24 protein-coding genes are annotated in these 25,580 nt (G+C 65.7%); 11 read left to right on the top strand and 13 right to left on the bottom strand.

Annotation, left to right across the window (positions count from 1 at the left end):
* Positions 1-21: 21 nt before the first annotated feature.
* The 4 genes from AC57BR_RS07965 to AC57BR_RS07980 all read right to left on the bottom strand — a co-directional run bounded on the left by AC57BR_RS07965 (position 22) and on the right by AC57BR_RS07980 (position 4,882).
* Positions 22-1,182 (bottom strand): M20 metallopeptidase family protein, encoded by a 1,161-nt coding sequence (locus tag AC57BR_RS07965; protein WP_496359247.1) that lies wholly within the window; start codon positions 1,180-1,182, stop codon positions 22-24.
* Positions 1,183-1,216: 34 nt separating this feature from the next.
* The gene (locus AC57BR_RS07970) at positions 1,217-2,563 is read right to left on the bottom strand and encodes a type I glutamate--ammonia ligase (RefSeq protein WP_496359249.1); all 1,347 of its coding nucleotides are present in this window, start codon (positions 2,561-2,563) and stop codon (positions 1,217-1,219) included.
* Positions 2,564-2,601: 38 nt separating this feature from the next.
* Positions 2,602-3,735 carry an amidohydrolase family protein gene (locus tag AC57BR_RS07975; protein WP_496359251.1) on the bottom strand — a complete coding sequence of 378 codons (1,134 nt, stop codon included), beginning with the start codon at positions 3,733-3,735 and terminating at the stop codon, positions 2,602-2,604.
* Positions 3,736-3,841: 106 nt separating this feature from the next.
* Complete coding sequence (locus AC57BR_RS07980) at positions 3,842-4,882, bottom strand: LLM class flavin-dependent oxidoreductase (protein ID WP_496359253.1); 1,041 nt, start codon at positions 4,880-4,882, stop codon at positions 3,842-3,844.
* Between the two features lie 180 nt (positions 4,883-5,062).
* On the opposite strand from AC57BR_RS07980, the gene bioB reads away from it, so the two are divergent.
* Genes bioB through AC57BR_RS08010 form a run of 6 tightly spaced genes read left to right on the top strand, consistent with a single transcriptional unit; the run spans position 5,063 to position 10,829 of the window.
* Positions 5,063-6,112, top strand: a complete 1,050-nt coding sequence (bioB, locus tag AC57BR_RS07985) for a biotin synthase BioB (protein WP_496359255.1) — start codon at positions 5,063-5,065, stop codon at positions 6,110-6,112.
* On the top strand, positions 6,109-6,345 hold the full coding sequence (gene bsaP / locus AC57BR_RS07990; protein ID WP_496359257.1) for a biotin synthase auxiliary protein BsaP: 237 nt from the start codon (positions 6,109-6,111) through the stop codon (positions 6,343-6,345). Before bioB ends, bsaP begins: the two co-directional genes overlap by 4 nt.
* A complete protein-coding gene (locus tag AC57BR_RS07995) occupies positions 6,315-7,760 on the top strand; it encodes an adenosylmethionine--8-amino-7-oxononanoate transaminase (protein WP_496359259.1) in 1,446 nt (481 codons plus the stop codon). The genes bsaP and AC57BR_RS07995 overlap by 31 nt, the downstream gene beginning before the upstream one ends.
* A gap of 8 nt (positions 7,761-7,768) precedes the next feature.
* Positions 7,769-8,944 carry an 8-amino-7-oxononanoate synthase gene (locus AC57BR_RS08000; RefSeq protein WP_496359622.1) on the top strand — a complete coding sequence of 392 codons (1,176 nt, stop codon included), beginning with the start codon at positions 7,769-7,771 and terminating at the stop codon, positions 8,942-8,944.
* Entirely contained in the window at positions 8,941-9,636 is a 696-nt protein-coding gene (bioD, locus tag AC57BR_RS08005; protein WP_496359261.1) for a dethiobiotin synthase, read from the top strand. The genes AC57BR_RS08000 and bioD overlap by 4 nt, the downstream gene beginning before the upstream one ends.
* Complete coding sequence (locus AC57BR_RS08010; protein ID WP_496359624.1) at positions 9,636-10,829, top strand: cytochrome P450 family protein; 1,194 nt, start codon at positions 9,636-9,638, stop codon at positions 10,827-10,829. The genes bioD and AC57BR_RS08010 overlap by 1 nt, the downstream gene beginning before the upstream one ends.
* An 18-nt stretch (positions 10,830-10,847) precedes the next feature.
* Here the strand turns inward: AC57BR_RS08010 and ribA are convergent, their stop codons facing one another.
* Complete coding sequence (ribA, locus tag AC57BR_RS08015; RefSeq protein ID WP_496359263.1) at positions 10,848-12,704, bottom strand: GTP cyclohydrolase II RibA; 1,857 nt, start codon at positions 12,702-12,704, stop codon at positions 10,848-10,850.
* A 261-nt stretch (positions 12,705-12,965) separates the two neighbouring features.
* On the opposite strand from ribA, the gene AC57BR_RS08020 reads away from it, so the two are divergent.
* The gene (locus tag AC57BR_RS08020) at positions 12,966-13,724 is read left to right on the top strand and encodes a MerR family transcriptional regulator (RefSeq protein ID WP_496359265.1); all 759 of its coding nucleotides are present in this window, start codon (positions 12,966-12,968) and stop codon (positions 13,722-13,724) included.
* A gap of 81 nt (positions 13,725-13,805) precedes the next feature.
* Here the strand turns inward: AC57BR_RS08020 and AC57BR_RS08025 are convergent, their stop codons facing one another.
* Complete coding sequence (locus AC57BR_RS08025) at positions 13,806-14,072, bottom strand: DUF1876 domain-containing protein (protein WP_496359267.1); 267 nt, start codon at positions 14,070-14,072, stop codon at positions 13,806-13,808.
* A gap of 138 nt (positions 14,073-14,210) precedes the next feature.
* The gene (locus AC57BR_RS08030; RefSeq protein WP_496359269.1) at positions 14,211-14,846 is read right to left on the bottom strand and encodes a dihydrofolate reductase family protein; all 636 of its coding nucleotides are present in this window, start codon (positions 14,844-14,846) and stop codon (positions 14,211-14,213) included.
* Positions 14,847-15,047: 201 nt separating this feature from the next.
* Here AC57BR_RS08030 and AC57BR_RS08035 point away from each other — a divergent pair, with 201 nt between their 5' ends.
* Positions 15,048-16,409: an aspartate aminotransferase family protein gene (locus AC57BR_RS08035; RefSeq protein ID WP_496359271.1), complete on the top strand. Its 1,362-nt coding sequence runs from the start codon at positions 15,048-15,050 to the stop codon at positions 16,407-16,409.
* Between the two features lie 36 nt (positions 16,410-16,445).
* Here the strand turns inward: AC57BR_RS08035 and AC57BR_RS08040 are convergent, their stop codons facing one another.
* On the bottom strand, positions 16,446-17,066 hold the full coding sequence (locus tag AC57BR_RS08040) for a dihydrofolate reductase family protein (RefSeq protein WP_496359273.1): 621 nt from the start codon (positions 17,064-17,066) through the stop codon (positions 16,446-16,448).
* 222 nt (positions 17,067-17,288) lie between these two features.
* Here AC57BR_RS08040 and AC57BR_RS08045 point away from each other — a divergent pair, with 222 nt between their 5' ends.
* A complete protein-coding gene (locus AC57BR_RS08045) occupies positions 17,289-17,747 on the top strand; it encodes a CHAD domain-containing protein (protein WP_496359275.1) in 459 nt (152 codons plus the stop codon).
* Positions 17,748-17,871: 124 nt separating this feature from the next.
* Complete coding sequence (ftsW, locus tag AC57BR_RS08050; RefSeq protein ID WP_496359277.1) at positions 17,872-19,113, top strand: putative lipid II flippase FtsW; 1,242 nt, start codon at positions 17,872-17,874, stop codon at positions 19,111-19,113.
* An 8-nt stretch (positions 19,114-19,121) separates the two neighbouring features.
* Here ftsW and AC57BR_RS08055 read toward each other — a convergent pair whose 3' ends face one another.
* The 3 genes from AC57BR_RS08055 to AC57BR_RS08065 all read right to left on the bottom strand — a co-directional run bounded on the left by AC57BR_RS08055 (position 19,122) and on the right by AC57BR_RS08065 (position 23,265).
* Positions 19,122-20,582 (bottom strand): MFS transporter, encoded by a 1,461-nt coding sequence (locus tag AC57BR_RS08055; RefSeq protein WP_496359279.1) that lies wholly within the window; start codon positions 20,580-20,582, stop codon positions 19,122-19,124.
* A gap of 220 nt (positions 20,583-20,802) precedes the next feature.
* Positions 20,803-21,165 (bottom strand): cupin domain-containing protein, encoded by a 363-nt coding sequence (locus tag AC57BR_RS08060; RefSeq protein WP_496359281.1) that lies wholly within the window; start codon positions 21,163-21,165, stop codon positions 20,803-20,805.
* Positions 21,166-21,444: 279 nt separating this feature from the next.
* Positions 21,445-23,265, bottom strand: coding sequence for a glycoside hydrolase family 15 protein (locus AC57BR_RS08065; RefSeq protein WP_496359283.1), 1,821 nt, complete (start codon positions 23,263-23,265; stop codon positions 21,445-21,447).
* 140 nt (positions 23,266-23,405) lie between these two features.
* On the opposite strand from AC57BR_RS08065, the gene arfB reads away from it, so the two are divergent.
* Positions 23,406-23,828 carry an alternative ribosome rescue aminoacyl-tRNA hydrolase ArfB gene (gene arfB / locus AC57BR_RS08070; RefSeq protein WP_496359285.1) on the top strand — a complete coding sequence of 141 codons (423 nt, stop codon included), beginning with the start codon at positions 23,406-23,408 and terminating at the stop codon, positions 23,826-23,828.
* A 42-nt stretch (positions 23,829-23,870) separates the two neighbouring features.
* On the opposite strand, the gene AC57BR_RS08075 is transcribed toward arfB, so the two are convergent.
* Together AC57BR_RS08075 and AC57BR_RS08080 are read right to left on the bottom strand one after the other, a co-directional pair.
* A complete protein-coding gene (locus AC57BR_RS08075) occupies positions 23,871-24,485 on the bottom strand; it encodes a carbonic anhydrase (protein WP_496359287.1) in 615 nt (204 codons plus the stop codon).
* A 140-nt stretch (positions 24,486-24,625) separates the two neighbouring features.
* A complete protein-coding gene (locus AC57BR_RS08080; RefSeq protein ID WP_496359289.1) occupies positions 24,626-25,510 on the bottom strand; it encodes a helix-turn-helix transcriptional regulator in 885 nt (294 codons plus the stop codon).
* Between the last annotated feature and the right edge of the window lie 70 nt (positions 25,511-25,580).

The raw sequence follows: 25,580 nt of genomic DNA on the forward strand, positions 1-25,580 counted from the left end.
GGGAGTCTGTCCGCGGCGACGTCACCCAGCCCCACTCCGGCCGAGCACCTGGGCGGAAGCCAGGTAGCCGGTGAGCATCGCAGTGGCCACACGGCCCACGGCCTGTTCATCCGGCGCAAACGTACTGGCGTGCAGGTTTCCGCTTGCCGCCGGCATCCCGGTGAAGATCATCACCGACCGCGCCGCGGAGGCATAGAACGCGAAATCATCCGACCCATAGGAACGGAATTCACGAAGGGCATTGCCCTGCACCTCAAGCCGACGTCCAATTTCGACGGCAAGTTCGGCGTCGTTTTCCAGAACAGGCTCACCCCTCCTGATCTCCAGGCGCACCGTGCAGGCGTGGGCGGTCGCTACTCCGCTGGCTACTTCGCGGAGGCGGCTGTGGATCATGTGCCGTTGTGGCTCTGACATGGAGCGGACAGTTCCTGTCACCGTTGCCTCTTCCGGGATCGCATTGGGGCTGGCGCCCGCATTGATGGTCCCGACCGTCACCACGGCGGACATGGTGGGATCGACGTTGCGTGCAACGATCTGCTGGCACGACACCACAAAGGCGCTGGCGGCAAGAAGGGCGTCGGAAGAATGATGAGGGTAAGCACCGTGCGAGGGCCGGCCGGAAATGACCAGTTCGAATTCGTCGGCGGCGGCATTGACCGGTCCCGGCGTGCATGAATAAGTCAGAGGGTCCAGCGCCGGCTGGAGATGGACCCCGACAGCAGCGCCCACCCGCTGGGCCCCCAGCACCCCGGCCCGCAGTACGTCTCGGGCTCCCGACTCCCCGACTTCCTCCCTCGGCTGGAGAATCCCGACCAACGGAGCCGGCAGCGGCAGCAGCGAAGCAGCAGTGCGGGCAACCGCCACAAATGCCGCCATATGGACGTCATGGCCGCAGGCATGCATGGCTCCGTTACTGGCGGCCCAGGCAAGGCCGGTCTGTTCCACGATCGGCAGGGCATCCATCTCGGCCCTGAGTGCAACCGAGACCCCGTCTCCACCGAGCCGGACGACCCCGATGTTTCCAGTCAGGATTTCCTTTTGGAATGAGTCAGGCAGTTCATTCATGAGCGTGGCCAGAGTGTCGCCCTCATCCCCCGAGATCCGAGGCTGGGCATGCAGCTGCCTGTGCAGCCCTTCGACGTTCTGCACCTCGATGGCCAAGCGGGCCAACGCCGCACCCATGTCACAGGTTCCGGGCCGGTTCACAACGGGCCGGCTAGTAACGCCAGCGGAGGGCGGCGATGACAGCCTCATGGTCGAGCTTGGCAAATCGCTCGGCGTCGCCCCGCCGCACAGCAACGTAGGCGTCCAGCAACTCATGGCCCAATGTTGTTCGGAGGAAATTGCTGCCGTCCAGATCGTCCAGGGCCGTGAACATGTCAGGCGCAAATGCCCTGATGTCCAGGCGCTCCCTCTCGGCGTCGCTCAGTATGCCGGGATCGACCGTGACCTCCGCCGGCAGTTTCAACTGACTCCTGTAGCCCTCCATTGCAGCTGCCAGAATTGCAGCTACGGCAAGGTACTGGTTGGCGGAGCCGTCGCAGCATTTCACTTCCACATTGGATTGCTTGTCCTCGTAGCCCTTGAGGCCCGGCACGAAGCGGACGGCAGCCTCACGGTTGCCGGTACCCCAGCAAATAAAACTGCCCGCCCACTGTGCCGGTTGAAGCCGGACCAAGCTCAGGGCGCTGCCTCCCAGCAATGCTGAGCTGTCAGCCAGTTTCGCGAGTACGCCGGCGATCATGCTCTCCCCCGCCGGGCGCATCTGCGTGGTGGCTGCCGCGTCGTAGAAGACGTTGCCGTCCCCGTTCCTCGCGGAGAAATGGATGTGGCATCCGTTGGTCGCGGTATCGGAATCCGCTATTGGCGAGTAGGAGACGTGCAATCCATGCTTGAGTGACACCCGGGAGACAATGAACCGGGTGAGAAGGTAATCATCCACAGCCTGAACCGGGCTCCTCGGGGCCAGGGCGATCTCCACCTGGCCTTTGCCATATTCGGGGTGAATCTGGTCAACCGGAACGCCGGCCTCCACAAGCGCTGTGAGCACGTCCAGATGCCATGCTTCCAGCTGCAGGAATGCAGCCGCACCATAACCCGGACCACCATGGGCCAGAACAGGCGCGTCCCGCGTACCGCTGAACACCGTGAACTCCAGCTCGAAGCCTACCGAAACCTCCAGTCCGGCTGCTCCCCAATCGGCAGCAACACGCTTAAGTGCCGTACGCTGGCAGGTTGGATATGGGGCACCATGCATATCCGCCAGATCGGCCGGCACCCAGGCGAGGCCGCTGGCTTTGTCGATGACGGCAACCGCTGAGCGATCCGGCATTCCACGCAGGTCACCGACGATGGGATCGATCTCCGAGGACCGGGTGACATGGTCGTCAGACGCCAACAGGACTCCGACGCTGACCGAGACACCGCAGCCATTAAGAAAAGCCTCCTCTACCTTGGGTCCGGGCAGGACTTTGACCCTTGAAATTCCTGCGTTGTCCAAGGTGGAAATGACAAGAGCCCTCACTTGCTGGAGATCCATGTCTGCCTTTGGATTCGACGTCACAGCATTCCTCCCGTTGTTCAGGCGACCGGCATTGAGCTTTAGGCGTCCAATTTATAGACGCGCTTGGCGTTTTTCGAGGAAACCATCGTGGCAATTCTCTCGGCGTCATTCGGGGTTGCCCAGCCCGAGCCAACCCATTCGTCCATCAGGACCGCGAATGAAGTTCGCCAGTTGGCAGCGCTGACGGCGTAGTGTTCACCAAGCCCATACGAATCCGATGAGTAGAGGATCTTGCTGAATGGTGCGATTTCCATCGCCTGGCGGACTGCTGTGCCGGAACTTGGCCCCAGGTAATGCGAAACCAGGCCCACATCAATGTAGACGTGCGGGAAGACCTGGGCGAGGATTCCGGCTTCCCTGACGAAGGGGTAGCAGTGCAACAGCATGAAATCGACGCCCAGTGATCTGTGGGCGCGGAAGAGTGGATTGAGCCGGGATGGATCCGCCCGGAAAAGTTCAATGTCGCCGTCGCCGTATCCCGTGTGGAGCTGAATGGGCAGGCCTATCCCGATGCCCGCCCAAAGCCCGTACCTTAACAGGACCGGGTCAGTGAGCCTGAATGTTCCCGTCGTCTCGACGGCACGGAACCATGCGTCAGCGGCTTTGAGCGCTTCACGCTTGGTTGGCTGTTCTGCGGGGATGTCGAAGCCATGACGGTAGGCAATGATGGATTTCAGCCCCGCGGCCTCCCGGCTTCGGGTTGCCAGCGTCTCCGGGAGCTTTGAAACGAAGCCGGCCGCTGTGGACTCGGAAGCCAGATCCTCCGCCACGCTCTCGATGCGGACGATCTCGCGCGTGCGGGCATCAGCACACGCCGCCATAGCGGCGGGGTCAAGAAGCCGCGTATCCGGTATGCCCGTGTCAAGGAGGTAGTCAGATGTTCCGGTGCTGCGCAGCAGCAGCCTATTCGCTTCAGCGGCGCCAATGTTCCTGCGCTGTGCGATGTATTCATCCAGAGGCGCAAGCGGCTCAAGTCCGAGGATCGGGGCGCAAAGACTCCGTACCGCCAGCCCGAAGGGTGAATCAAGGCTGTCAGTGCCTGCCGGTCCCGGCCAGTCGGATTCCGTGGCCAGACTCCTGAACCCCTCGTCGCTCAGTTCGGTATCGACCACACCGTGGCAATGGTGATCGATCAGGGGAAGGTCAATCCTGCGGCTGTTGGTGTCAGTCATGATCCCCGCCAACTCTTGTGTTCGGCCACCCTTAGATCGAGTATGGGTCTGATGCCGCGCGAGCGCCATGTAGCGCCGGGAAATCAATGTAGCCCGATCCGCCGGCCTAGGCCGGTTTCGTGCCCATGACTTCGCGGTTCACGGCAGGCATGATTTCGGTGGCGAGCAGCTCGATGGAACGTGCAGTCTCCGCGAACGGCAGCCCGCCCAGGCCGATCTGCGCCATGTAGCGTCTGTTGCCGAGGGTCTGGTGGATTTCGAGTAGCTTCTCGGTAACCTGCTGGGGGCTTCCCACCAGCAGCCCGCCGCCCGGTTCGCTCCAGTCATCGAAAGTTGAGCGCGGGAAATGGTCCACCGGGCGCGGCATGTTCTGCTCGAAGTAGGCGCGGTAGCGGGGGTAGAACGTATCCCGGGCCTGCTGGGACGTCCGTGCCGCGTAAAAGTGGCCGCCGGCTCCGACCTGCAGGGAGCCGGCATCGTGGCCGGCGTCGGCTGCGCTCTGCCTGTAGAGCTCCACGAGGCGCCGGAACCGTTGCGGACCGGAGAGCAGCGCAATAAACAGTGGAAGGCCCAGCCGTCCGGCCCGTTCGAAGCTTGCCGGGGTGCCGCCCACTCCGACCCAGACCGGAAGCTTCTCCTGCAGGGGACGGGGCGCGATGTCCATCCCGGGAATGCTTTGCGTCAGGCTTCCCTGCCAGGTGAGGTTGGCTTGGTCGCGGAGTTCAAGCAGCATCCGCAGCTTCTCGTCGAAGAGTGCGTCATAGTCCGCCGTGCTGTGGCCAAACAGGGGATACGAGTCAATGAAGGCTCCGCGACCGGCAATGATCTCGGCCCGCCCGTCGGAGATCAGGTCCAGGGTGGCGAACTGTTCAAAAAGCCGCACCGGATCCTGGGTGGACAGAACCGTGACAGCGGTACTCAGCCTGAGGTTTGTGGTCTCCCGGGCAATGGCTGCCAGGACGATCTCCGGCGCGGACAGAGCGAAGTCCCCCCGGTGATGCTCGCCCAGGCCCATAAAGCTGAGGCCGGCCTGGTCCGCAAGCTTGGCCAGCTCAACGATCTCGGCAAGCCTCTGGTGGGCTGACAGCGCCGTGCCGGTGCTGACGTCGCGGGATAGTTCGCCGAAAGTAAAAATGCCAAAGTCCATATTTGCTTGAACCTTCAAGTTTGAAAATACATTCCCCACCGCAGGGCCGGGCCCCGGGCAGGGACCCGGCCAACGTCCCGGCGGCCTGCTTGTGGGGACCCCACAAAATCCTGCCCTCGATGGGGAATTAGCGTCAGTTCGGAGGAATATCCGCAGCCATCACACGCAAAGGACCCATCAATGACGATTCAGGCAAACGCGAGCGAAGCCACAAGCCAAGCGACCGTCCCCAAGACCTTCCCCATCCTGGAAACCGCCAGCCGGCAGGTCCTCGAGGACGGCATCGGGCTCACGCAGGCGCAGATCGAGGAAGTACTCCGCCTTCCGGAGGAGGCCCTGCCCGCAGCCCTGCAGCTTGCCCATGAGGTCCGGCTTCGGCACTGCGGCGAGGACGTCGAGGTGGAGGGCATCATCTCCATCAAGACCGGCGGCTGCCCGGAGGACTGCCACTTCTGCAGCCAGTCCGGCCTGTTCGATTCCCCCGTCCGCGGCGTCTGGCTCGACATTCCCGAGCTGGTCAAGGCCGCCAAGGAAACCGCAGCCACTGGTGCCACCGAGTTCTGCATTGTCGCCGCCGTCCGCGGACCCGACATCAAGCTCATGAACCAGATCAAGTTCGCGATCGACCGCATCAACGAGGCAGTGGACATCAACATCGCATGCTCGCTGGGGATGCTCACCCAGCGCCAGGTGGACCAGCTTGCCGGATGGGGCGTTCACCGCTACAACCACAACCTGGAAACGGCCCGCAGCTACTTTCCTGAAGTGGTCACCACGCACAGCTACGAGGAACGCCTTGACACCTGCAACATGGTCAAGGCCGCCGGGATGGAACTGTGCTGCGGTGCCCTGATCGGGATGGGCGAAACCCTCGAACAGCGCGCCGAACTCGCCGCCCAGCTCGCAGCCCTCGAGCCGCACGAGGTCCCGCTCAACTTCCTCAACCCCCGCCCCGGAACCCCGCTCGAAAACCAGGGCATCATGGACGGCAAGGACGCCCTCCGCGCCATCGCCGCGTTCCGCCTGGCCATGCCCCGCACCGTGCTGCGCTACGCCGGCGGGCGCGAACTCACCCTCGGCGACCTCGGCACCCGCGAGGGCCTGCTCGGGGGCATCAACGCGGTCATCGTCGGCAACTACCTCACCACACTCGGTCGCCCGGCGACGGCCGACCTGAACCTGCTGGTCGAGCTGAACATGCCGATCAAGGAACTCCAGAAGACGCTATGATCCCCAACCGCTCGACAAGCTCAACCACCGATCGGGGCCAGTTTTGCGGGCACTGCGGTGAGGAGTACGACGGCGGCGACGGGCCGCCGTCGTACGCCCACCGGACGTGCGGGGAACGCCTGGCAATGGAGCCGCCGCGCTACTGCACCGCCTGCCGGCGCCGGATGAAGGTCCAGGTCACGCCGCTGGGCTGGTCCGCGGAATGCTCCCGCCACGGGGTGCTGGTCCCGTGACGGCGGCTTCGCAGCAGACCGACCTGATCCAGCGGGACCGCGCACGGCTATGGCACCCTTACGCGCCCGCTTCCCCGGACCTTCCGCTGTGGGAAGTGGAGGCGGCAGGCGGCGTGCGGCTGCGGCTCCGCGGCGAAGACGGCGCCCGCCACGAGGTGATCGATGCGATGTCCTCGTGGTGGTCGGTGATCCACGGCTACCGCCATCCGGTCCTGGATGCCGTTGCCAAAGAGCAACTGAATAAGTTCAGCCACGTCATGTTCGGCGGTCTGACCCACGCCCCGGCCGTGGAACTGGCCGAGCGCCTGGTGGACATGGCCCCTGCCGCACCCGGCCGGCCGGGGCTGGAGCGGGTGTTCCTCGCAGACTCGGGCTCTGTCGCCGTCGAGGTTGCGCTGAAGCTTGCGGTGCAGTTCCAGACCGCGGCCGGGCGTCCACGGCGGCAGCGGTTCCTCAGCCTCCGCGGCGGCTACCACGGCGACACCTTCGCGGCCATGGGGGTCTGCGATCCGGTGGACGGCATGCACTCGGCCTTCCCCGGGCTCCTGGCCGGCAACGTCTTCGCACCCCGTCCGCCGGCGGCGGCTTCGGCAACCCCGGAAACCGTCCAGGCGTGGGCATCGGACGTGGCGGAGCTCGCGGCCGCCCACTCCGGGGAACTTGCCGCGATCGTCGTCGAGCCGGTGCTCCAGGGCGCCGGCGGCATGCACGCGTACCCGGCTGAATGCCTGGCAACACTCCGCCAAGTGGCGGACCGGCACGGGCTGCTGCTCATCTTCGACGAGATCGCTACCGGATTTGGCCGCACCGGCGAGCTGTTCGCGGCCGATCATGCCGGCGTCGTGCCCGACATCATGTGCGTGGGCAAGGCACTGACAGCTGGGTACCTGACCCTCGCCGCGATGCTCTGCACAGCCGTGGTGGCCCGGGCTGTTTCCGGCGGCCAGGCAGGTGCCCTGCTCCACGGCCCCACCTTCATGGGCAACCCGCTGGCGTGCGCCGTGGCCAACGCCAGCCTCGGCATCATCGAGACCGGGACCTGGCGGACCGACGTCGGCCGGATCGGCACCGGCCTGGCATCAGGACTCGCCCCCGCCATGGAACTGGAGGCTGTCCGCGACGTCCGGACCATCGGCGCCGTCGGGGTCATTGAGCTGCATGACGCTGTCGACGTTCCCGCCGTCACCGCCGCGGCCATCCGCCACGGCGTCTGGGTCCGGCCGTTCCGGAACCTCGTCTACACCATGCCGCCGTACATCAGCACGGCGGCGGACATCGCACAGATCACGGCGGGGATGACCGCTGCCGTCGCCGAGGTCCATGAAACCGGGCGCGATGAAACCGGGCGCCGCGAAACCGGCGTTCCGGAACTCCAGGTCCAACGGGTCCCGGCCAGAGCCGGAAGCGCGTCATGAGCGGCTCGATGGCCCAGTGGCTCGAGCGGCAGGCAGCGGTCCGGGAACGCCGGGGCCAGGTCCGCCGCCCGCTCCCCCGCGCCGCGCATGAACGGTTCATCGACCTGGCCAGCAACGACTACCTGGGCCTCGCATCGGATCCGCGCGTTGCCGGGGCAGCCGCGGAGGCTGCATCGCAGTGGGGCGCCGGCGCCACCTCCTCCCGTCTGGTGGCGGGCACCACGCAGTTGCATCTGGACCTCGAGCAGGAACTGGCCACGCTGGCCGGGATGGAAGCCGCGCTGGTCTTCTCCTCCGGCTACCTGGCCAACATCGGGGTGATCACGGCGCTGGGCGCTCCCGGGACCCTGATCATCGCGGACGAGCACTGCCACGCCTCGATGATCGACGGCTTCCGGCTCAGCCGGTCCCGCACCGAATCGTTCACCCACAACAGCGTCGGGGAAGCCGGCCGTCTACTCGCCGACCGCAGGGAGCCGCGGGCGATTATCGCCGTCGAATCCGTCTACAGCGTCCTCGGCGACGCGGCGCCGCTCACCGACCTCCTGGCCCTGGCTGAACAGCGCGATGCCGTGCTGCTCATCGACGAAGCCCACAGCCTCGGCGTCACCGGCGGAGGAAGCTTCCAGGGCCGCGGCGCCGTGGCCGGGACCGCCCTCGCCGGCCATCCCAACGTGGTGGTGACGGCCACGTTATCCAAGGCGCTGGGCAGCCAGGGCGGGGCCGTCCTGGGATCCGCCCTGCTGCGTGAACACCTCCTCAACCGGGCCCGCAGCTTCATTTTCGACACGGGGCTGGCGCCGGCATCCGCCGCAGCGGCTCTCACCGCGGCGCGGATCATCAGGGACGAACCGTGGCGGGCGCAAGCCGTCCACGGCAACGCGGCCGCACTGGCCGCCGGGCTTGCCCAGCTCCTGGCCAGCCGGGCAACTGTTGACCAATACGGCACAGCCCCCGACCGGACAGCTGGGGCCGTCCAGTCCATCCCCATGCCGTCCGCGGAATCAGCCCTAGCCGCCGCCGAGTCCGCGCACCGTGCCGGCGTCCGCGTCGGCTGCTTCCGCCCGCCGTCCGTTCCGGACGGGATCCCGCGGCTGCGGCTCACCGCCCGCGCCACGCTCACGCCCGAAGAAATCGAAGACAGCTGCGCAGTGCTGCGCGGCATTTTGGAGGAACTTCCATGAACCTGTCCCCCGTCGTTCTGGTCACCGGAACGGACACCGGCGTCGGCAAAACCATCACGACGGCGGCCCTCGCCGCTGTCCTGTACGGAACAGGACGCAGCGTGGCGGTGTACAAGCCGTGCCAGTCGGGTGCCGCCGACGGTGATTCCGATGCTGCCGAAATCGTCCGGCTCGCCGGCGCCGTGACAGCGGAGGCCGGAGTCATCCTGCAGGAACCCATGGCGCCCGTCGCAGCTGCGGCCATCGATGGAACACCCCTGCCGTCGCTGGCTGCCCACGCGGAGCGGATCCGCGAGCTCGCCGACGCCCACGATCACGTCCTGGTGGAGGGCGCCGGCGGGCTCCTGGTGGAGCTGGATTCCCAGGGCGGTACCCTGGCGGACCTCGGCTCCCTGCTGGCGGCGGCATTTGTGGTTGTCGCCCGTCCGGGGCTTGGCACGCTGAACCACACGGCCCTGACCCTCGAGGCGCTGTCCGCGCGCGGGCTCGACGTCCTCGGCGTGGTGCTGGGAAGCTGGCCGGCCCGCCCCGACACCGTGCACCACAGCAACCGGCAGGTTCTCGGGCTGCTGCCGGTGCCGCTCCTGGGCGCCCTTCCGGGCCGGGCCTCCGAACTGTCCCCGACTGACTTCCGTGCCGGCGCGGCCGCCTGGCTGACCGGCGCAGGCTGGCTGAACGGGGTGTCCGCGTGATGCCGGCGACGATCACCACCGGCTCCGCGGCAAAGCCGGCTCCGGCGGAGGCCCCCGACGGGTCCAGGTGTCCCTATCTCGTGGTCCGGGACGCGGAATCGGTGCGGGAGGTCCTGCACAGGCCTGCCGATTTCAGCCCTGCCAATGCCCTGGTGGCCGTGACCCCGCTGCAGGGACCCGCGCTGCGAGTGCTGCAGCGCGCGGGCTTTGCGCTGCCTCCGGTCCTGGCCAGCAACGACACCGGCACGCACGGCGGCATCCGCAAGGTGGTGGCGGGTTTCTTCACGCCCGCCACCGTCGCCGCCATGGAGCCGCGCATCCGGGAACTGGCCAGGGAAGCGGCGGGGAAGACCGCCGAGCAGTTGGAGCAGTCCGGCCACGCGGACCTCGTGCAGACGGTGGCGGCATTGCCCCCGGCAGTCATCATGTTTGAACTCCTCGGACTGCCCGTGCGGGACCTTGCCGAGCTCAAACGCTGGGGCCTTGACTCCATGGAGCTGTTCTGGGGCTGGCCGGACGGGGACCGGCAGCTCGAGCTGGCCCGCAGCGCCGCCGGGTTCTATGGCTGGCTGCGCCGGCTCGTTGCCGAATCCGTGTCGGCGCCGGGACGCAACCTGTTCAAGTCGCTGGCCGAACATGGCCTGACCCGGACCGAGATGTGCTCGCTCGGCTACTTCCTGCTGATCGCCGGCCAGGAAACCACCACGCAGCTGATCAGCACCACGTTGTTCCGGCTGCTGGAGGGTACCGCGCCCGTGGGCTGGACGGCCGCGGCCTCTGAAGCCGGCGCCCGGTGCGCTGTGCGGCATGTGCTCGCCAGCGAATCATCCGTCCCCACCTGGCGCCGCGTGGCAGCCCACAGCACGGACCTCGGCGGCGACCGGATCCCGGCCGGTACAGAGATACTTCTTGAGCTGTCCGGCAACCGGATCACGGCGGGCCCCGGACCCGGAAGCCAGTCCCCGCAGGGCCAGGCCGGCCGCGGATCCTCAACCGGCCTCGTCTTTGGTTCGGGCATCCACCGCTGCCTCGGGGCCAAGCTCGCCGAGCTGGAGGCCGCCATCATCGTCCAGGAGGCCGCGGCGGCGCTGCCCCGGATCCAGCTGCGGGACCACGAACCGGACTGGATCCGGCTCCTGTCCTTCCAGGCACCGCGGACCGCCAACGTAACGAACGGGCCAGGCCGACCGTAGGCTAAAAATCGGCGGGCGCTAGAAGGACGAGACCGTGAACCCAAGGCCCAGCAGGCCCCGGCCAGCCTGCTCAAGGATCGGATCCAAGCTCAGGGTCGGGTGGTTGAGCAGGACATTCACGTCGCGCTGAATCCGCTGTAGGGGGTTCGACAGCCGGTGGGCACTCCCGCCGGAGCCCGCGGTGATGAGCCGGACGGCTTCCTCCGCAGCCTCACCGCTAAGCGCAAGCGAGAGCCGGTGGCTTACGCGTTCCTCCTCCGTCAGTGTTGCTGGCCGGCGCCGATGGGACTCAGCCACCGCCGTGATCGCCTCCTGCCAGTGCAGGCGCGCGGTGGCCACCAGTCCGTAGGCTTTCGAGTAGCGCGCCTGGGCCAGCGGTGAATCCGCCTGGCGGTTGTCAGCAGTGTTCTTCACCTTGCGTACCAGCATCTTTTCCCGGAAGACGCCGATAGCGTACTCGGCGGCTCCCAGGGCGGCCGCGGGCGCCACCAGGTTCAGCAGCGTGGCCATCGGCGTGTGGATCAGCCGGTCCCCGTGGATCAGGCTGCCGGGGTTGTCCGCGGCGCTCAGGAGCGCCCAGTCCATGGCCCGATGCTCCGGCACAAACAGGTCCTCCGCCCGTAGATCGTTGCTGCCGGTCCCCCGCAGCCCATCCGTGTGCCACACATCCAGCAGCTCCAGCTCGGCCACCGGCACGAGGCACTGCAGGCGGCCGCCGTCGGACTGCACCGCCAGCAGGGCCCACTCCGAATGCATGATCCCGGAGGCAAAGCTCCAGTGGCCCGAGATCGAGAATCCTCCCCGGACCTTCCTGGCCGTGCCCACGGGAGCGCTCGTGGCCGCAGCCAGCGGAGCAGGTCCGTTGGCGAAGACTTCGTCCTGGACCCGCCGGGGCCAGCGGGCCAGCATCCAGACATGTTCGGCCAGGTGCCCGGCTGTCCATGCCGTGGATGCGCAGCCGCGGGCAAGCCGCCGGATGACCTCAGCATAGGTTTCCACGCCCATGCCGTAGCCGCCCACACTCTTCGGAGCGAGGATCCTGAAGACGCCGGCCTCCTTTAGTTCTTGCATGGTGGTCTCCGGGAGTCGGCGCAGCTGCTCCGTTTCCTCCGCCCGCTCCCGCAGCCGGGGAACCAGATCGTCAACACGGCTGAGCATCTCGTCGTGGCTGGGAACGGTGCCTGCAGGCCCCGGCGGTACGGGCCCGACGTCGGCCCTTGAAAGTTCCAGCGTATGTGCGGTGCGGTCCCGCTTCGCCGCCAGGTAGCCGTGGTTGGCCGGCGAGAGGTACACGCCGGTGGGAACCTGTTCGGTGACGCTGATGCCCAGGGCTGTCAGCTGCGCGGCCTTGTCCGGGTTGTTGCTGAGCAGCCTGATGCTCGAGGCGCCGAGGGCGTGCAGCATCTGGGCGGCGGCGGTGTAGTCGCGTTCGTCCTCGCCGTGGCCCAGTGCCAGGTTGGCATCGTAGGTATCGAGGCCAGTGTCCTGCAGCGCGTAGGCGTCGAGCTTCGAATACAGGCCGATGCCGCGGCCCTCCTGGCGGAGGTAAAGCAGGAATCCGCCTGCCGCGGCGATCTCTTCGACGGCCTCGCGCAGCTGCGGACCGCAGTCGCAGCGCTGGCTGCCGAACACGTCGCCGGTCATGCATTCGCTGTGCAGCCGGACCAGCGGCACGTCATGTGCGAGGAGCTGCTGCTCCCACTGGCCCAGGGCGAGCAGCAGGTGCTCCTTGCCGTCCGCGAGGCCACGGAATGTCAGCACCTCGGCCGTGGTGCTGAATCCGTCCGGAAAGCGCAGCGGTACGGTCACCTGGCTGCGCACCGTGGCGGCTGGCAGGGCCGAAGCCTGCGGGGCGGTTTCAACACATGCGGTCATCTGCGGTCCTCGAGGTTCCTGGGTGATTTACTTGAAAGCTGAACTAACGGTAACGCGGATTAGTTCAAGCTTCAAGTAATTTCCTCCCATGACCAGACACGCACGACTCCGGAAGCCCGCCCCTGAGGCACAGGACGAAACCATCCACGGCGGGGGAACTGCCGCCAGCCAGGCGTATCCCGGTCCGGTCCTTGACCTTGCCGCAACGTCAACCTTTAGAGTCGGAACATCGGATCAAAGGTGGCAGGAAAGGAGGAGCGCATGGACTGGTCGATCCAGCAAATCGCCAGGATCGCCGGGACCACAAGCCGGACACTCCGGCACTATGACGACATCGGCCTGCTGAGGCCGAGCCGGATTGCCCACAATGGCTACCGGCACTACAACCAGGAAGCGCTGATCCAACTTCAGCGGATCCTGCTGCTGCGTGAGTTGGGCCTGGGCCTGCCAGCAATCGCCGAGGTGCTGGGCAACGAGTCGGACACTGCCAGAGCCCTGGGCGGCCACCTGCAGTGGCTCCGGCAGGAGCAGGACAGGCTGAACCGGCAGATTGCGTCGGTCCAGCGCACGATTGACGCGGTGAAAGGAGGTGGAGAACTTATGGCAGAAAACATGTTCGACGGCTTCGACCACACCCGTTACAAGGATGAAGTGGAGGAGCGCTGGGGCAAGGATGCCTATGCCAGCAGCGATGCCTGGTGGCGTGGAATGGACGCCGGCCAAAAGGCTGCCTGGAAGCAGCGGTTGCAGCAGCTCGGCAGCGACTGGATCGCCGCGGCAGGCTCGGGTATGGCAGCCGGCAGCGCCGAGGCCCAGGATCTTGCGCGGCGGCAGGTGGCATGGCTCCGCGGCATCCCCGGAACACCCGCGGCAGCGCCGGAGGGTGATGTGAAGGGCTACGTCGTGGGCCTTGCTGAGATGTACGTCGCGGATCCGCGGTTCAGCGCAAACTATGGCGGCGAGTCCGGGGCCGCTTTTGTCCGGGACGCGCTGCGCATCTACGCGGAAGCGAACCTGTAGCACCTCGGGCAGGTCACTCCGACGCCCGGCCGGGATTCCCCGGCCGGGCGTCGCTCTAATTCCTCTGACGGGCCTGCAGGGCTAAGCGCGCAGATGCGCAGGGGCTTTGGTGACTTTCTCTATGTCGGCGGCGGTGACTTCAATCAGCTGATGCGCCAGGTCCGCCAGAGCGCGAGCCGTCGCCAGCTCATCCCCGATGTCGGGGACATCGGAGTCGGCGGGGTTCAGCCTGGCCATTCCGATACCTACCAGTTCAGGCCGCTTCTCGACTTGCAGTCGCGCCGTGGCCCTCGTTTGGCTTTCATGTTCATCGATTGCGATGTTCACCGACCAGCTTTTCTCTTGCATGGTGGTCGCCTCCTCCATCCAAATCCCACCATGCCAAGCCCCGGGCAAGCCGTCAAGGGTCGAAAAACTTCCCTGCGGACCATGCGTTAGAAGGCCGTGAAGGGTCCGTGACGAGGAACCGGGAAGCAATGGATTGGCTCAGGTCAGACGGCCGCCCGGCGGTCCGCTGAGCACTGTGGGGACGTATTCGAGCAGCTGGAGCCTGCCGTCGAAAGTCCTGCTGTCTACCATCTCCAGCGCGACGTCCGGATAGCCGTCGTAGATCCGCTCCCGGCCGGTGCGGCCCGTGATCACCGGGAAGACGACCAGCCGGAAGCGGTCTACCAGGCCGGCAGCCAGCAGCGACCGGCAGAGGCTGAGGCTGCCAAGGGTGCTCAAGGGCCTGGTCCCGCTCCGTTTCATCTCCGTCACGGCCTCGACGGCGTCGCCGGTGACCAGCTCCGAGTTGGGCCATGTCAGGGGCGCCTGCAGGGTGGAGGAGAAGACCACCTTGGGCACGGCCTCAAGGCCACTCAGGGCGGCTCCCTCATCCTTGGAGAATCCCGAGCCCTCTGCGGCGGCCTCCCCCGACATGCTGGACATCACGCGATAGGTGTTTGCCCCCAGGAGGAAGGTGTAGCCCTTCTCCCCCTCCTGCTCGAGCCAGCCCAGGTATTCCGGGCCTTCCAGACCCCACCAGCCTGGCCACCCCTCGGCCGAGGCATACCCGTCCAGGGAGATGATGAGGTCCACCATCAGGTCTGCCGGTGACGTCTCCGCAGTTGCCTCGCCCATGTCCGTCTCCTCGATCTGATCGACGTCCGTGGCAGCCGGAACGCTGCGCCGTCGACGCCCGTGCCGGCAATGCTATCCATGGTGCGACCGGACGTTCAAGGGCCCGCGCCATGGCCCTCCTGGCGCGCTGAAGTACAGGATCCTGCGCCGCGCCTGCCCGAGAGCGAAGTGCTCTGGAAACTGCTGCTGGAAGATGCCAAGGTGAAGCAGTGGAGTGAACCGTCCGGCACACAAGCAACGGAGCATGTCATGAATCTCGACGATCTGGTCTTCCACCCCTGGGCTGTACAGGGGCCGCGTGACGTCCCCACGCTGATCGGCGGCTCGGGGAGCCACGTCTTCGACGTCGACGGACGGCGCTACCTGGACTTCAGCTCGCAGCTGGTGTTCACCAACCTCGGCCACCAACATCCCCGCATCGTTGCTGCGATCAAGGAGCAAGCCGACCGTTTGTGCACCCTCGCACCCGGCCACGCGTCCGATGTCCGGGGTGAAGCAGCCCGGCTGATAGTAGAGGTCGCACCGGAGCACCTCGGGCACGTGCTGTTCACCACCGGCGGGACGGAGGCCATCGAGCATGCGGTGCGGATGGCGCGCCTTTACACGGGACGGCCCAAGGTGCTCGCCGCCTACCGCTCCTACCATGGCTCGACCACCACATCGATCCACCTCACGGGCGACCCCCGCCGCTGGGCCTCCGACACGGGCGCGGCGGGGGCCGTGCACTTCTTTGGCCCCTTCCTGTACCGATCGGCGTTCGGATCGACGACGCCGGAGGAAGAGTGCGAGCGGGCGCTGGCCCATCTCGGGCAGGTAATCCTCCTGGAAGGCCCGTCGACGATCGCCGGCCTGGTCCTGGAATCGGTCGTCGGCAGTTCAGGTGTCATCGTGCCGCCATCCGGCTACCTGCGCGGGGTCCGCGAGCTGTGCGACCGCCACGGCATCGTCTATATCGCCGACGAGGTGATGGTTGGCTTCTGCCGCACGGGGGCCTGGTTCGGCGTGGACCACGATGGTGTGGCGCCCGACCTGCTGGCGTTCGCGAAGGGAGTTAACTCCGGGTACGTTCCGCTGGGCGGTGTACTGGTCAGTGACTCGATCTATGAGATGTTCACCAAACGCCCCTACCCGGCGGGCATGACGTACAGCGGCCACCCTCTGGCCTGCGCAGCAGCCGTCGGCGCCATCACGGCCATGCACGAGGAAGGCACCGCCGCGGCAGCTGCCCGCCTTGGCACCGATGTCCTTGGACCAGCACTCAGGAAGCTTGCCGAGAAGCACGGGTCTGTCGGGGATGTGCGGGGCATCGGCGGCCTCTGGAGCCTGGAGCTGGTCCGCAACCGGCAGACGAAAGAGCCGCTCGTGCCCGCAGGAGCCACACCCGCTGACAACGCGCCGATGGTCGCCGTCGCCAAGGCGTGCGTGAACAGGGGGCTTTTGCCGCTGATCCAGGGCAACCGTGTCAATGTCGCTCCACCCCTCAATGTGACTGACCCTGATGTGGCCGAGGGCCTGGCCATACTGGACGGGGCACTGTCTGTGGCCGACGCGTACCTGAGCTAACCCTGCAGACACCGGTTCGTCGCTGCCCGGCCAAGGTCAGGACAGCACGCGGTAGGTCACGTGCGTGACAAGTGTCGCTGCCCGCGAATTCACCTGCTCGAGTTTCAGCGGCGGGACGCCCTCGAACAGCCGGGTGCCGGCGCCAAACGTGAGCGGCGCAATGTGCACGCGCAGCTCATCGATCAGCCCGGCTGCGAGGTACTGGTTGATCGTGGTCGCGCCGCCGCCGATCGCCACCTCGCCGTCGCCGGCCGCCGTGCGTGCCTGCGCCAGCGCCGACTCGATTCCGTCGGTGATGAAGTAGTACGTGGTGCCGCCGTCCATCGGCTGCGGATCACGTGCATGGTGCGTCAGCACGAAGACCGGGGCGTGGAATGGCGGATCGTCACCCCACCAGCCGTTCCACTGCCGGTCCCACTCACCACGCACCGGGCCGAACATGTTGCGGCCCATGATGAATGCCTTGGCGGCAATGATCTGGTCAATTTCCGCGCGGTTCTCGTCAGGGGTCCTGAACATCCAGGCGTGCAGCCCGTCGCCGGAGCCGTCGCCGCCGTCGTCGCCGAACGGGCGCTGCTCGGTCTGGTTGAGCCCGGCCGAGTATCCGTCGGCCGTGACGGTAATGTCGCAGACCACCCTGCCTATACCTTCCGTCACTGCTCTACCCTCCTCATGGCGACTCCATCGCCTCGCGGTGAGCCTGCTTGCAAGATCAGCATAGACAGCCACGGAACCGTGACCAATGGCAAAGCGCATGAGAAGACCCTCACAGGCTTCTCATGGCTGTCTCAGGTCCTCGGGTCACCATGGAAGGTGTCGAAGGCGATGAAATCATCCGGGCCTTCTTCCGCCCGGGCACCGGGACAGTCGGGACAGAAAATGCTGAAAGCTCTGGAGAGAACCCACCACCAGGCCGAGCCGGTCGCATCATCCTTTCTTTGCGATCAGGTTGCGGCGCTGCTCTGCTACGACCCCAGCGTGCGGTCCGGCGAACAGGACGCCTCAAATGCCATGAGTGCCGCCGCGGGCCGGGTATGGTCCGCGCTCGGGGACCGCAAGCTGTTCAACAGGACTGCAGTGGACGAGCTCCGCGCAGAGCTGGCATGGCTTACCGAGTCCCTGGCCCCACTCAGCCATTCCGCACCTGTGCACGAACAGGCCCTGCGGAACCCCCAACACCCCCACAGCGCCCAAGGAACCGCGTATGAAGCGGCGTATGACAAAGCACTCGCCGCTCTGGAATCCGACCGGTACTACAGGCTGGTCGCCGACCTCCAGCGGTTCAGTTCCACTCCCCCGGTCAGGCAGCCACGGCGCAGGCATCTCTACTGGGGATGACCTGAAGTCCGGCAAAGCACCGCATTCCGCCGACCAGGACGTATGATTTCTCCCCGGTGGGTTTCTCCTTCCCGGAACGGCCCGGAGCAGGGCCGACCCGAGGGAAGGAAACAGTGATCGCTAAATGACCGCTAAGCATCCATCGACTAGTGCGACGGGTCGCAGCGATGTTCTGCTCCGCATCGGACGGCTGCTCGGCGATGAGTCCGGGGACCGCACGCGGCCTGTGATCCTGGCGGTGGTGCTGGTTCTGGCAGCACTCGGCCTCATCGAAGTGGCCTCCGCGTCGTCGGTGGAGTCCGTGGCGGCCGGCAGGAACCCTTACGACCTTCCGCTGAAGCAGGGCCTGTGGACAGCAGCCGGCATTGCCATCATGTTCGGCCTGGCCCGTCTCCGGACCCGGCACATCCGCTGGCTCGCCTGGCCACTTCTGGGGGCCGCCGTCGTAGCCCTCGGCCTGGTGTTCACACCCCTGGGCATGACCGTGAACGGCAACAGGAACTGGCTGGGCTTCGGCGGTTTCACGGTCCAGCCTTCCGAGTTCGCGAAACTCGCGCTCATCGTCTGGGCAGCGGCCGTCCTGTCCCGCAAACAGGCCCTGCTTCATGAGTGGAAGCACGCCGTCGTCCCGTTGCTCCTGCCGACCGGCGCCCTCATTATCGGGCTAGTCGCCCTGGGCCATGACCTGGGCACGGCCATGATCATCATGATGATCCTCGCTGCCACGATGTTTTACGGCGGCGTACGAATGAAAGTCTTCGGGATAGCCGGAATGCTCTGCACTGTGGGAGCCCTCATCCTGGCCGCCACGAGTGGCAACCGCGTATCCCGCATTTCGTCCTGGCTCGGTGCCGGTTCCGCTGACGATTCCCAGGGGGTCGGCTACCAGGCGCTGCACGGCCAGTACGCCCTGGCCTCCGGCGGCTGGCTGGGAGTGGGACTGGGGCAGAGCCGGCAGAAGTGGAACTGGATCCCCGAGGCCCACAACGACTTCATCTTCACCATCCTCGGCGAAGAACTCGGCCTGGCTGGAACCCTCTTGGTGCTCATGCTGTTTACTGTCCTCGGCATCGCTGTTTTCAAGGTCATAGTCCGTACCCAGGACACGTTCGCCCGCATTGTCTCCTCCAGCGTGATCACCTGGATCATCGGTCAGGCCGTCGTGAACATCGCGATGGTCACCGGCCTGCTCCCGGTTATTGGCGTGCCCCTGCCCTTCATCTCCTACGGCGGCTCCGCGATGGTCTCCTCGATGGCCGGGGTCGGCATGATCCTGGCCGTCACCCGACCTCAGCCTGTTCGATCCGTCCCAACGGTTCGAACTGTTCGATCGAGGAGGCAGCAAGCGGCGGTGCACAGCGGCTGAGTGCCGCCCTAGTCTTGTGAGGATGCCGCATGGGCCTTCGCGGCCGCGTCGGGGGTGGCGCTCGTGCTGTCCACTGCCGGCATCGCCACTACGGCAACAACGGTGAGTACGGCACAGACCAAGACAGCCAGGAATACGGCGGTCGACGCCGACACGATTGTCTGCGGATCGGAAACGCCGCCGGGCGCGCTGGCGTAGATCGCGTTGGCCACTGCCCCGAAAACGGCGACGCCGATGGAGCTGCCGATCGAACGCGCAAAGAGATTGGTGCCGGTGACTACGCCGCGCTCATTCCATTCGACGCTTGACTGGGCGGCAATGAGGCTCGGGGTGGCCACCAGCCCCAGTCCAAGTCCGACGACGAAGCAACCTGCCGCTGCCACCACAATGTTGGGTGCCGAGGCAGTGAGGGCCAGAACGGCTGTGCCGATGACCGTGACCGTGACGCCGATCAGGGCAGTCCTCCGGAACCCGATCCGAAGATAGAACCGGCCCGCCTGGGACGCACTGATCGGCCAGCCAACGGTCAGTGCCGCCAGGGCGAGCCCGGCGAATATCGGGGAGGTCCGGAGGGCCCCTTCGAGGAACGTCGGAACGTAGGAGGTGAGGCCAAGCATGACCGCACCGACCCCGAAAGAGATCGTCGCCGTCGTCGCCAGTAGCCGGCGGGACACGACCCACGGTGGAAGGACCGGCTCCGCTGCTCTCCTCTCGACGAGCACGAACACGGCGAACAGGAGCGCTCCGGCGGCAAAGACGGCGATGCTGACGGAAGAGTTCCAGGCCCACGCCTGGCCACCTTCGAGGGCCCCAAGGATGAGCAGGCTCAGGGAAAATGTCAGCAGTGCCGCGCCCGGATAGTCGACCCGGTGCTTCGCGCGCTCGACATCCTCGTGGAACGTCCGGATCAGCATCCACCCTGCGAGCAAGCAAAGTGGGATGTTCACGAGGAAGATGCCACGCCAGATGCCCAGCGAGGCGAACACGCCCCCGAGCGTTGGCCCAACGACGGAGGAGACCGCCCACACGCTGGCAAGGTAACCCTGGACCTTTGCCCGCTCCGTCAGCGTGTAGATATCGCCGGCGATGGTGATCGCCACCGGCTGGACTGCTCCCGCGCCCAGGCCCTGCAGCACGCGGAATGCGATGAGGGCCGGCATGCTCCAGGCCACTCCGCAGAGGATCGAACCAAGCAGGAAAAGGCCGATACCGCTGAGGATGATCGGTTTACGGCCGACGACGTCCGAGAGCTTCGCGTAGACCGGAACGGAGACAGCCTGCGCGAGCAGATAGGCCGAAAAAAGCCAGGGAAAGGAAGTGAACCCGCCAACGTCATCCACGATCGAAGGCACCGCCGTCGCGACGATCGTTGAATCGATCGCCACCAAGCCTGTGGAGAGCATCAGGGCAATGAGGATGGGCCCCCGCCGGGAACGGAAGCCGACTCCCTCGGCAGTCGTCGTCGTCATTAAAGTCTCATTCCCGTGGTTAGCGGTCCGGGGTGTGTGCGTGCGCGCAGCCCTGCTGGGCCCGAAGGGCATAACTGCGCCAACGGCCGAATTAGTCCCGCCACTAAGGAAGATTCATCCCAGTTCCGCAGCCGGAGGACCGGGATGCGCATCCGCACCCCGGCTCCTCAAGACCGACATACCGAAGCCATGTCTTTATTGCTGGCCGAACCGGCGCCGGTTAGGCGTTGAAGATCACGAAGAACTTCCGGATGCGTTCCTGGATTTCCCAGGTTCCTTTCCACCCAATGGGGAAGAAGCCGGCGGTTCCCGCCTCCAGGGTGACCGGTTCGCCGCCATCCTCGGTGGCCACCATGCGCCCCTCGAGGACGTGAATAACCTCTCCGCGCTCCGAGAACTCCCACCGCGAGAGGCCCGGTTCGGCTTCCCAGACCCCGGAGAGGATGCGGGAGTCGTCACTGGTGAAGGGAACACCAATCCTCGTTGGAATCTCGTCGCCAATCACTTCGGCCAAGGGAGGGCCGAGCGGAGCTTCGTCCAGTTTCCCCTTGAAGAGTTCAGTGGGCTGGAAGGTTTTGCTCATTGGATCTGCCTTTCTGCTGTACTCGCCGGGGAAACCTCCGGCGAGCGTGTGATGATGCCGCGGCTCCAGTCGAGCAGCGGCTGAATCTTCAGCCGCCATGGGAGGGTTCAGCAAATGGCGGTCAAATGCACTCCCCTCCTCAAAGGGTGGGCCTGAGATCCATCATTCTGTCGTTGGCAGGCAGATAAAACACCTAATTGAGACGGTTTAAACTACCCTTTTGGATTGGTCCCTGTGGGGACAGCCGGGGCTGGCGTTCCGCGCGCCCCTTTGAAGGCGTCAGACCTTGGCTTCAGTAGCCAAGCTCAGCAGATCCACACCGTGCATGGCATCAGCTGCCCGAACGAGGGCCAGGTGCGAGAACGCCTGCGGGAAGTTGCCGGCCATCCGCCCCTCCTTCGTGGCGTACTCCTCGCTCAGCAGGCCGAGTTCATTAGAGAAGCCCACGAGTTTGTCCATGAGGCTCCTCGCCTCGAACCTGCGGCCCGTGCGCGCATATTGCTCAACAAGCCAAAAGGAACACGCAAGGAAGGGATGTTCCCCCGGGTCCAGCCCGTCGACGCCGGTCTCGGTGCGGTACCGCAACAACAGACCGTCCTCGGTGAGGAGTTCCTCCTCCAGCCGCGCAACGGTTCCCAGCATGCGGTCGTCGTTGTAGGGAAGAAACCCAACCTGGGGCATGACGAGCAAGGCTGCGTCGGTTTGCCCTCCGCCGTAGGTCTGCGTGAAGGAGTTGAGGTCCGGGTCGAATCCTTTACGCAGGATTTCCGTCCGAAGCTGCGCGCGCAGGTGTTCCCAGTGGTCAGCTGGTCCGTCCAGGCCGTGATTCCGGACTGCGCGTATGCCGCAGTCGAAGGCGGCCCACATCATGACCCGTGAGTGTGTAAAGAATTGCGGGTCTCCCCGCATTTCCCATAGACCAAAGTCTTTGTCCTCGATGTGTTTCTCAACGAAGCCGAGCAGGATTTGTTGCAGTGCCCAGGAGAAGTGGTCTTCCTTGCCGCCAGCCAGGCGGAGCCTTTCAAGCGCCACCATCACTTCCCCCACGACGTCGGCCTGGAACTGTGCGACCGCGGCATTTCCAATGCGCACCGGCCGTGAGTCCTGATAACCGGGCAGATGGTCCAGGACGCTCTCCGGCAGGTCCCGTTCACCGCCGATGCCATACATGATCTGCAGATCTTCGGGCTCGCCGGCGAGGGCACGAAGCAACCAGTTGCGCCACTGGAGGGCCTCAGTTTCATAGCCGTGGGTAAGCATGGACTCCAGCGTCAATGCGGCGTCACGCAGCCAGCAGAACCGGTAGTCCCAGTTCCGCGGCCCACCGAACTCCTCCGGCAGGGAGGTCGTGGGCGCGGCAACGATGCCGCCGGTCTCGTAATTCGTCAGCGCCCTCAGCACCAACAGGGAACGCTTCACCGCGCCCCCATATGGACCGTCTGAACGGCAGTGGCTGCCCCATCGCGTCCAGTAATCGATGGACTGTTCGAGTGCAGCGTCAACGTCGACCGCAGGAGGGACTGGCCGGTGTGAAGGAAACCACGTCAGTTCAAAGTCGACAATCTCTCCTGCCACTACCCGGAAATCACCCGAGTGCCCATGCGCGTGGGCCTCAGGCAGATGCGGTCCCCGCAGGGCAACGGCGTCCGGGCCTGCCATGGCCAAAAGCACCATTCCGCCGGGAGCCGCGCCGTCCTGGATTCGCCTGGACCAGGGCACCACCGTGCCGTAACGGGGACGGATGATGAGTTCCTGGCACATCTCCACCCACCCCTCCAGCCCGGTGACCCGGCGCAGAACCGACGAACCCGTATGTCCCACAGGCATGAAATCCGTGACCTGGGCCAGTCCTGTGGAGGTCTTCCAGACTGTTTCCAGCACAAATGTCGAATCGACATAGTGCCGCTTCACCACTGCTGCTTCGGACTGGCGAGGAGCCAGGAGCCAGCGGCCATGACTCTCGACTCCGACCAGGGAACTAAACATCGACGGGGAGTCGAACCGCGGGAAGCAGAGCCAGTCGATGCTCCCGTTCCGGGAGATCAGAGGCCCGCTTTGGAGATCCGACAGCAGCGCGTAGTCCTCAATGGGAGCAGCCATGGCTTTACTAAAGCACAACTGGCTTGTCCACGTTAGGCTGCAGGCAGAAAAGTGTCCTAGCGGGAAATAGACGCCCGGGAACATACCCCGTGAGGGGACGAAGGCCTCGGTCGCGCCCATATTGTGCAAGGCTGGTATGCATGGATCTGGAGGTGTCGCCCGCGCTTACGATTCCCTCGTCGGAGCTCGCCTGGCGGTTCTCGCGTTCATCAGGGCCGGGCGGACAACACGTCAACACCTCGGACAGCCGCGTCGAGCTCTCCTGGAAGATTAGTGACTCCGCGGCCCTTTCCGACAGCCAACGGACGATGCTGCTCACGCGTCTCGGCGGACGAGTCACCGCCGGGGTGATCACCGTAACCGCCTCCGAGCGGCGCTCTCAGCTACGCAATCGGGAGATCGCCCGCGCCAAGCTCGCCGACCTCCTGGCAGAGGGTCTTGCGCCCGAAGCTCCCCGCCGCCGGGCGACCAAACCCACCCGCGGCTCCAACCGCCGGCGCCTCGCCGCAAAGGAACAACGGGCAGCCACAAAACGGCAACGACAACGACCGTCCGCCGAGTAGCACCGCCGCTCGACAATAATTCCCGGCCGCGAGCCGCCGGCCTTAGAGGACGCCAGACGTGGATACGAGCTGCGCCCGGCCTTCTTCCAGCCTGTACGCGACGCCAATAACCGCAGTGGAGTAATTGTCCACGGCGTCGTAAATCATCCGTGAACTGTCCAGCAGCCGACGGACGGTCTGTTTGGCGTGTTCGACGACCATGTCATTGACGTCGGTCTTGTGCTCACGCAGCGAACTCAGGACCGATGGTGTGATCCGTTCAACAAGGTCGCGGATGTGGCCGTGTGGCACCTCTCCGGTTTCCACGGCGTCTTTTGCGGCAGTGACGGCACCGCAGTTGTCGTGTCCGAGGACAACGACCAGCGGGACGTGGAGCACCGAGACACCGTACTCGAGCGAGCCGAGAACGGCGTCATCTATGACGTGCCCGGCGGTACGCACGACGAAAACGTCGCCAAGGCCGACGTCGAAAATGATCTCCGCAGCCAGACGGGAGTCCGCGCAGCCAAAGATGATCGCGAACGGGTTTTGGGCATTCACCAACTCGCTGCGCCGGGAGGCGTTCTGGTTCGGGTGCTTCGAATCTCCGGAAACGAAACGCTCGTTGCCTTCTAGCAGGCGCTGCCAGGCATCGTACGGGCTGATTCGGTTGCTCACCTTGCTTACTTTACGGCGCGCCGCAACTCATAACGGGCAACCCCCAGCCGGTCCTGCCCGAAACCGGGATAACCGGATCCTAAGCCCCAAGGTGTGTGTTTGTTGTGCCGGCCCCCATAGTTCTCCGGCGCCCCAGACGGTCAGTCATTTCTGCTCCTTGACGGCATCTCTGCCGTGGCCCGTTGGGTGACGGCCCAGCTGGCCAGGACTTTCAGCGCATCCTCGGACGGGGTCCCGGGCTCGGCCGTGTACACGTTGATCCGCAGCCCCGGATCAGCGGGAAGCTCGAGTGCTTCGAAGCTCAGGTCCAGGTCCCCGACAATCGGGTGGCGGAGCCGTTTGCGGCCGGTGCGGTGGTACTTCACGTCGTGCCTCGCCCACCGGGTGCGGAACTCCTCACTACGGGTTGAGAGCTCACCGATCAGGTCCGTGAGGTCCTTGTCGTAGGGGTTTTTCCCGGCCGTGGAACGCAGCACCGCGACGACGTCGTCTGCTGCACGTTCCCAGTCGGTGAAGAACTCCCGCGCTTTCGGGTTCAGGAAGGTGAAGCGTGCACTGTTCGGCGGGGTGGTCTCTTCTGCCATCAGGTCGAGGTAAAGAGCGCCTCCGAGCTCGTTGGCGGCGAGAACATCCCCGCGGTCGTTGCGGACCCAGGCCGGGGCCGCCGTAATCGCATCAATGACACGCTGCACGCTGGGCCGCACCGATTGAGGGCTGCGCTTGCGCCGTACTCGCGGGGAAGCCGTGGCGGCGCGGGCGAGGTCGAAAAGGTGGGCCGTCTCGGCGTCGTCGAGCTTCAGCGCCCGGGCGAGCGCCTCGATAACGCTGTCCGAGGCGCCGGAGAGGTTTCCGCGCTCCAGACGGACGTAGTAGTCGACGCTCATCCCGGCGAGCATCGCGACTTCCTCGCGGCGCAGTCCGGTGACCCGGCGGTTGCCGCCGTAGAGGGGCAATCCTGCCTCCTCTGGCGTGATCCTGGCTCGGCGGGAGGTCAGGAACTTCCGCACGTCGTCGCTATGTGTCATGGCATCAACGCTACGCGGCGGCCGAAGCTCGAGGGAGGCACTGTCATTACTTGGAACGAATGATCGGGTT

It is taken from the genome of Arthrobacter sp. BGA-UO-ETr-C19, from assembly GCF_059568005.1.

Bases quoted from the DNA above. Each gene is read 5' to 3' on its own strand.
- AC57BR_RS08010 (WP_496359624.1), top strand. From the start codon at position 9,636: ATGCCGGCGACGATCACCACCGGCTCCGCGGCAAAGCCGGCTCCGGCG.
- bioB (WP_496359255.1), top strand. From the start codon at position 5,063: ATGACGATTCAGGCAAACGCGAGCGAAGCCACAAGCCAAGCGACCGTC.
- AC57BR_RS08025 (WP_496359267.1), bottom strand. From the start codon at position 14,072: ATGCAAGAGAAAAGCTGGTCGGTGAACATCGCAATCGATGAACATGAA.
- bsaP (WP_496359257.1), top strand. From the start codon at position 6,109: ATGATCCCCAACCGCTCGACAAGCTCAACCACCGATCGGGGCCAGTTT.
- arfB (WP_496359285.1), top strand. From the start codon at position 23,406: ATGGATCTGGAGGTGTCGCCCGCGCTTACGATTCCCTCGTCGGAGCTC.
- AC57BR_RS08030 (WP_496359269.1), bottom strand. From the start codon at position 14,846: ATGGGCGAGGCAACTGCGGAGACGTCACCGGCAGACCTGATGGTGGAC.
- AC57BR_RS08065 (WP_496359283.1), bottom strand. From the start codon at position 23,265: ATGGCTGCTCCCATTGAGGACTACGCGCTGCTGTCGGATCTCCAAAGC.
- AC57BR_RS08055 (WP_496359279.1), bottom strand. From the start codon at position 20,582: ATGACGACGACGACTGCCGAGGGAGTCGGCTTCCGTTCCCGGCGGGGG.
- AC57BR_RS08000 (WP_496359622.1), top strand. From the start codon at position 7,769: ATGGCCCAGTGGCTCGAGCGGCAGGCAGCGGTCCGGGAACGCCGGGGC.
- ftsW (WP_496359277.1), top strand. From the start codon at position 17,872: ATGACCGCTAAGCATCCATCGACTAGTGCGACGGGTCGCAGCGATGTT.
- AC57BR_RS07975 (WP_496359251.1), bottom strand. From the start codon at position 3,735: ATGACTGACACCAACAGCCGCAGGATTGACCTTCCCCTGATCGATCAC.
- ribA (WP_496359263.1), bottom strand. From the start codon at position 12,704: ATGACCGCATGTGTTGAAACCGCCCCGCAGGCTTCGGCCCTGCCAGCC.
- bioD (WP_496359261.1), top strand. From the start codon at position 8,941: ATGAACCTGTCCCCCGTCGTTCTGGTCACCGGAACGGACACCGGCGTC.
- AC57BR_RS08045 (WP_496359275.1), top strand. From the start codon at position 17,289: ATGCTGAAAGCTCTGGAGAGAACCCACCACCAGGCCGAGCCGGTCGCA.
- AC57BR_RS07965 (WP_496359247.1), bottom strand. From the start codon at position 1,182: ATGGGTGCGGCGTTGGCCCGCTTGGCCATCGAGGTGCAGAACGTCGAA.
- AC57BR_RS08080 (WP_496359289.1), bottom strand. From the start codon at position 25,510: ATGACACATAGCGACGACGTGCGGAAGTTCCTGACCTCCCGCCGAGCC.
- AC57BR_RS07995 (WP_496359259.1), top strand. From the start codon at position 6,315: ATGCTCCCGCCACGGGGTGCTGGTCCCGTGACGGCGGCTTCGCAGCAG.
- AC57BR_RS08020 (WP_496359265.1), top strand. From the start codon at position 12,966: ATGGACTGGTCGATCCAGCAAATCGCCAGGATCGCCGGGACCACAAGC.
- AC57BR_RS08060 (WP_496359281.1), bottom strand. From the start codon at position 21,165: ATGAGCAAAACCTTCCAGCCCACTGAACTCTTCAAGGGGAAACTGGAC.
- AC57BR_RS07980 (WP_496359253.1), bottom strand. From the start codon at position 4,882: ATGGACTTTGGCATTTTTACTTTCGGCGAACTATCCCGCGACGTCAGC.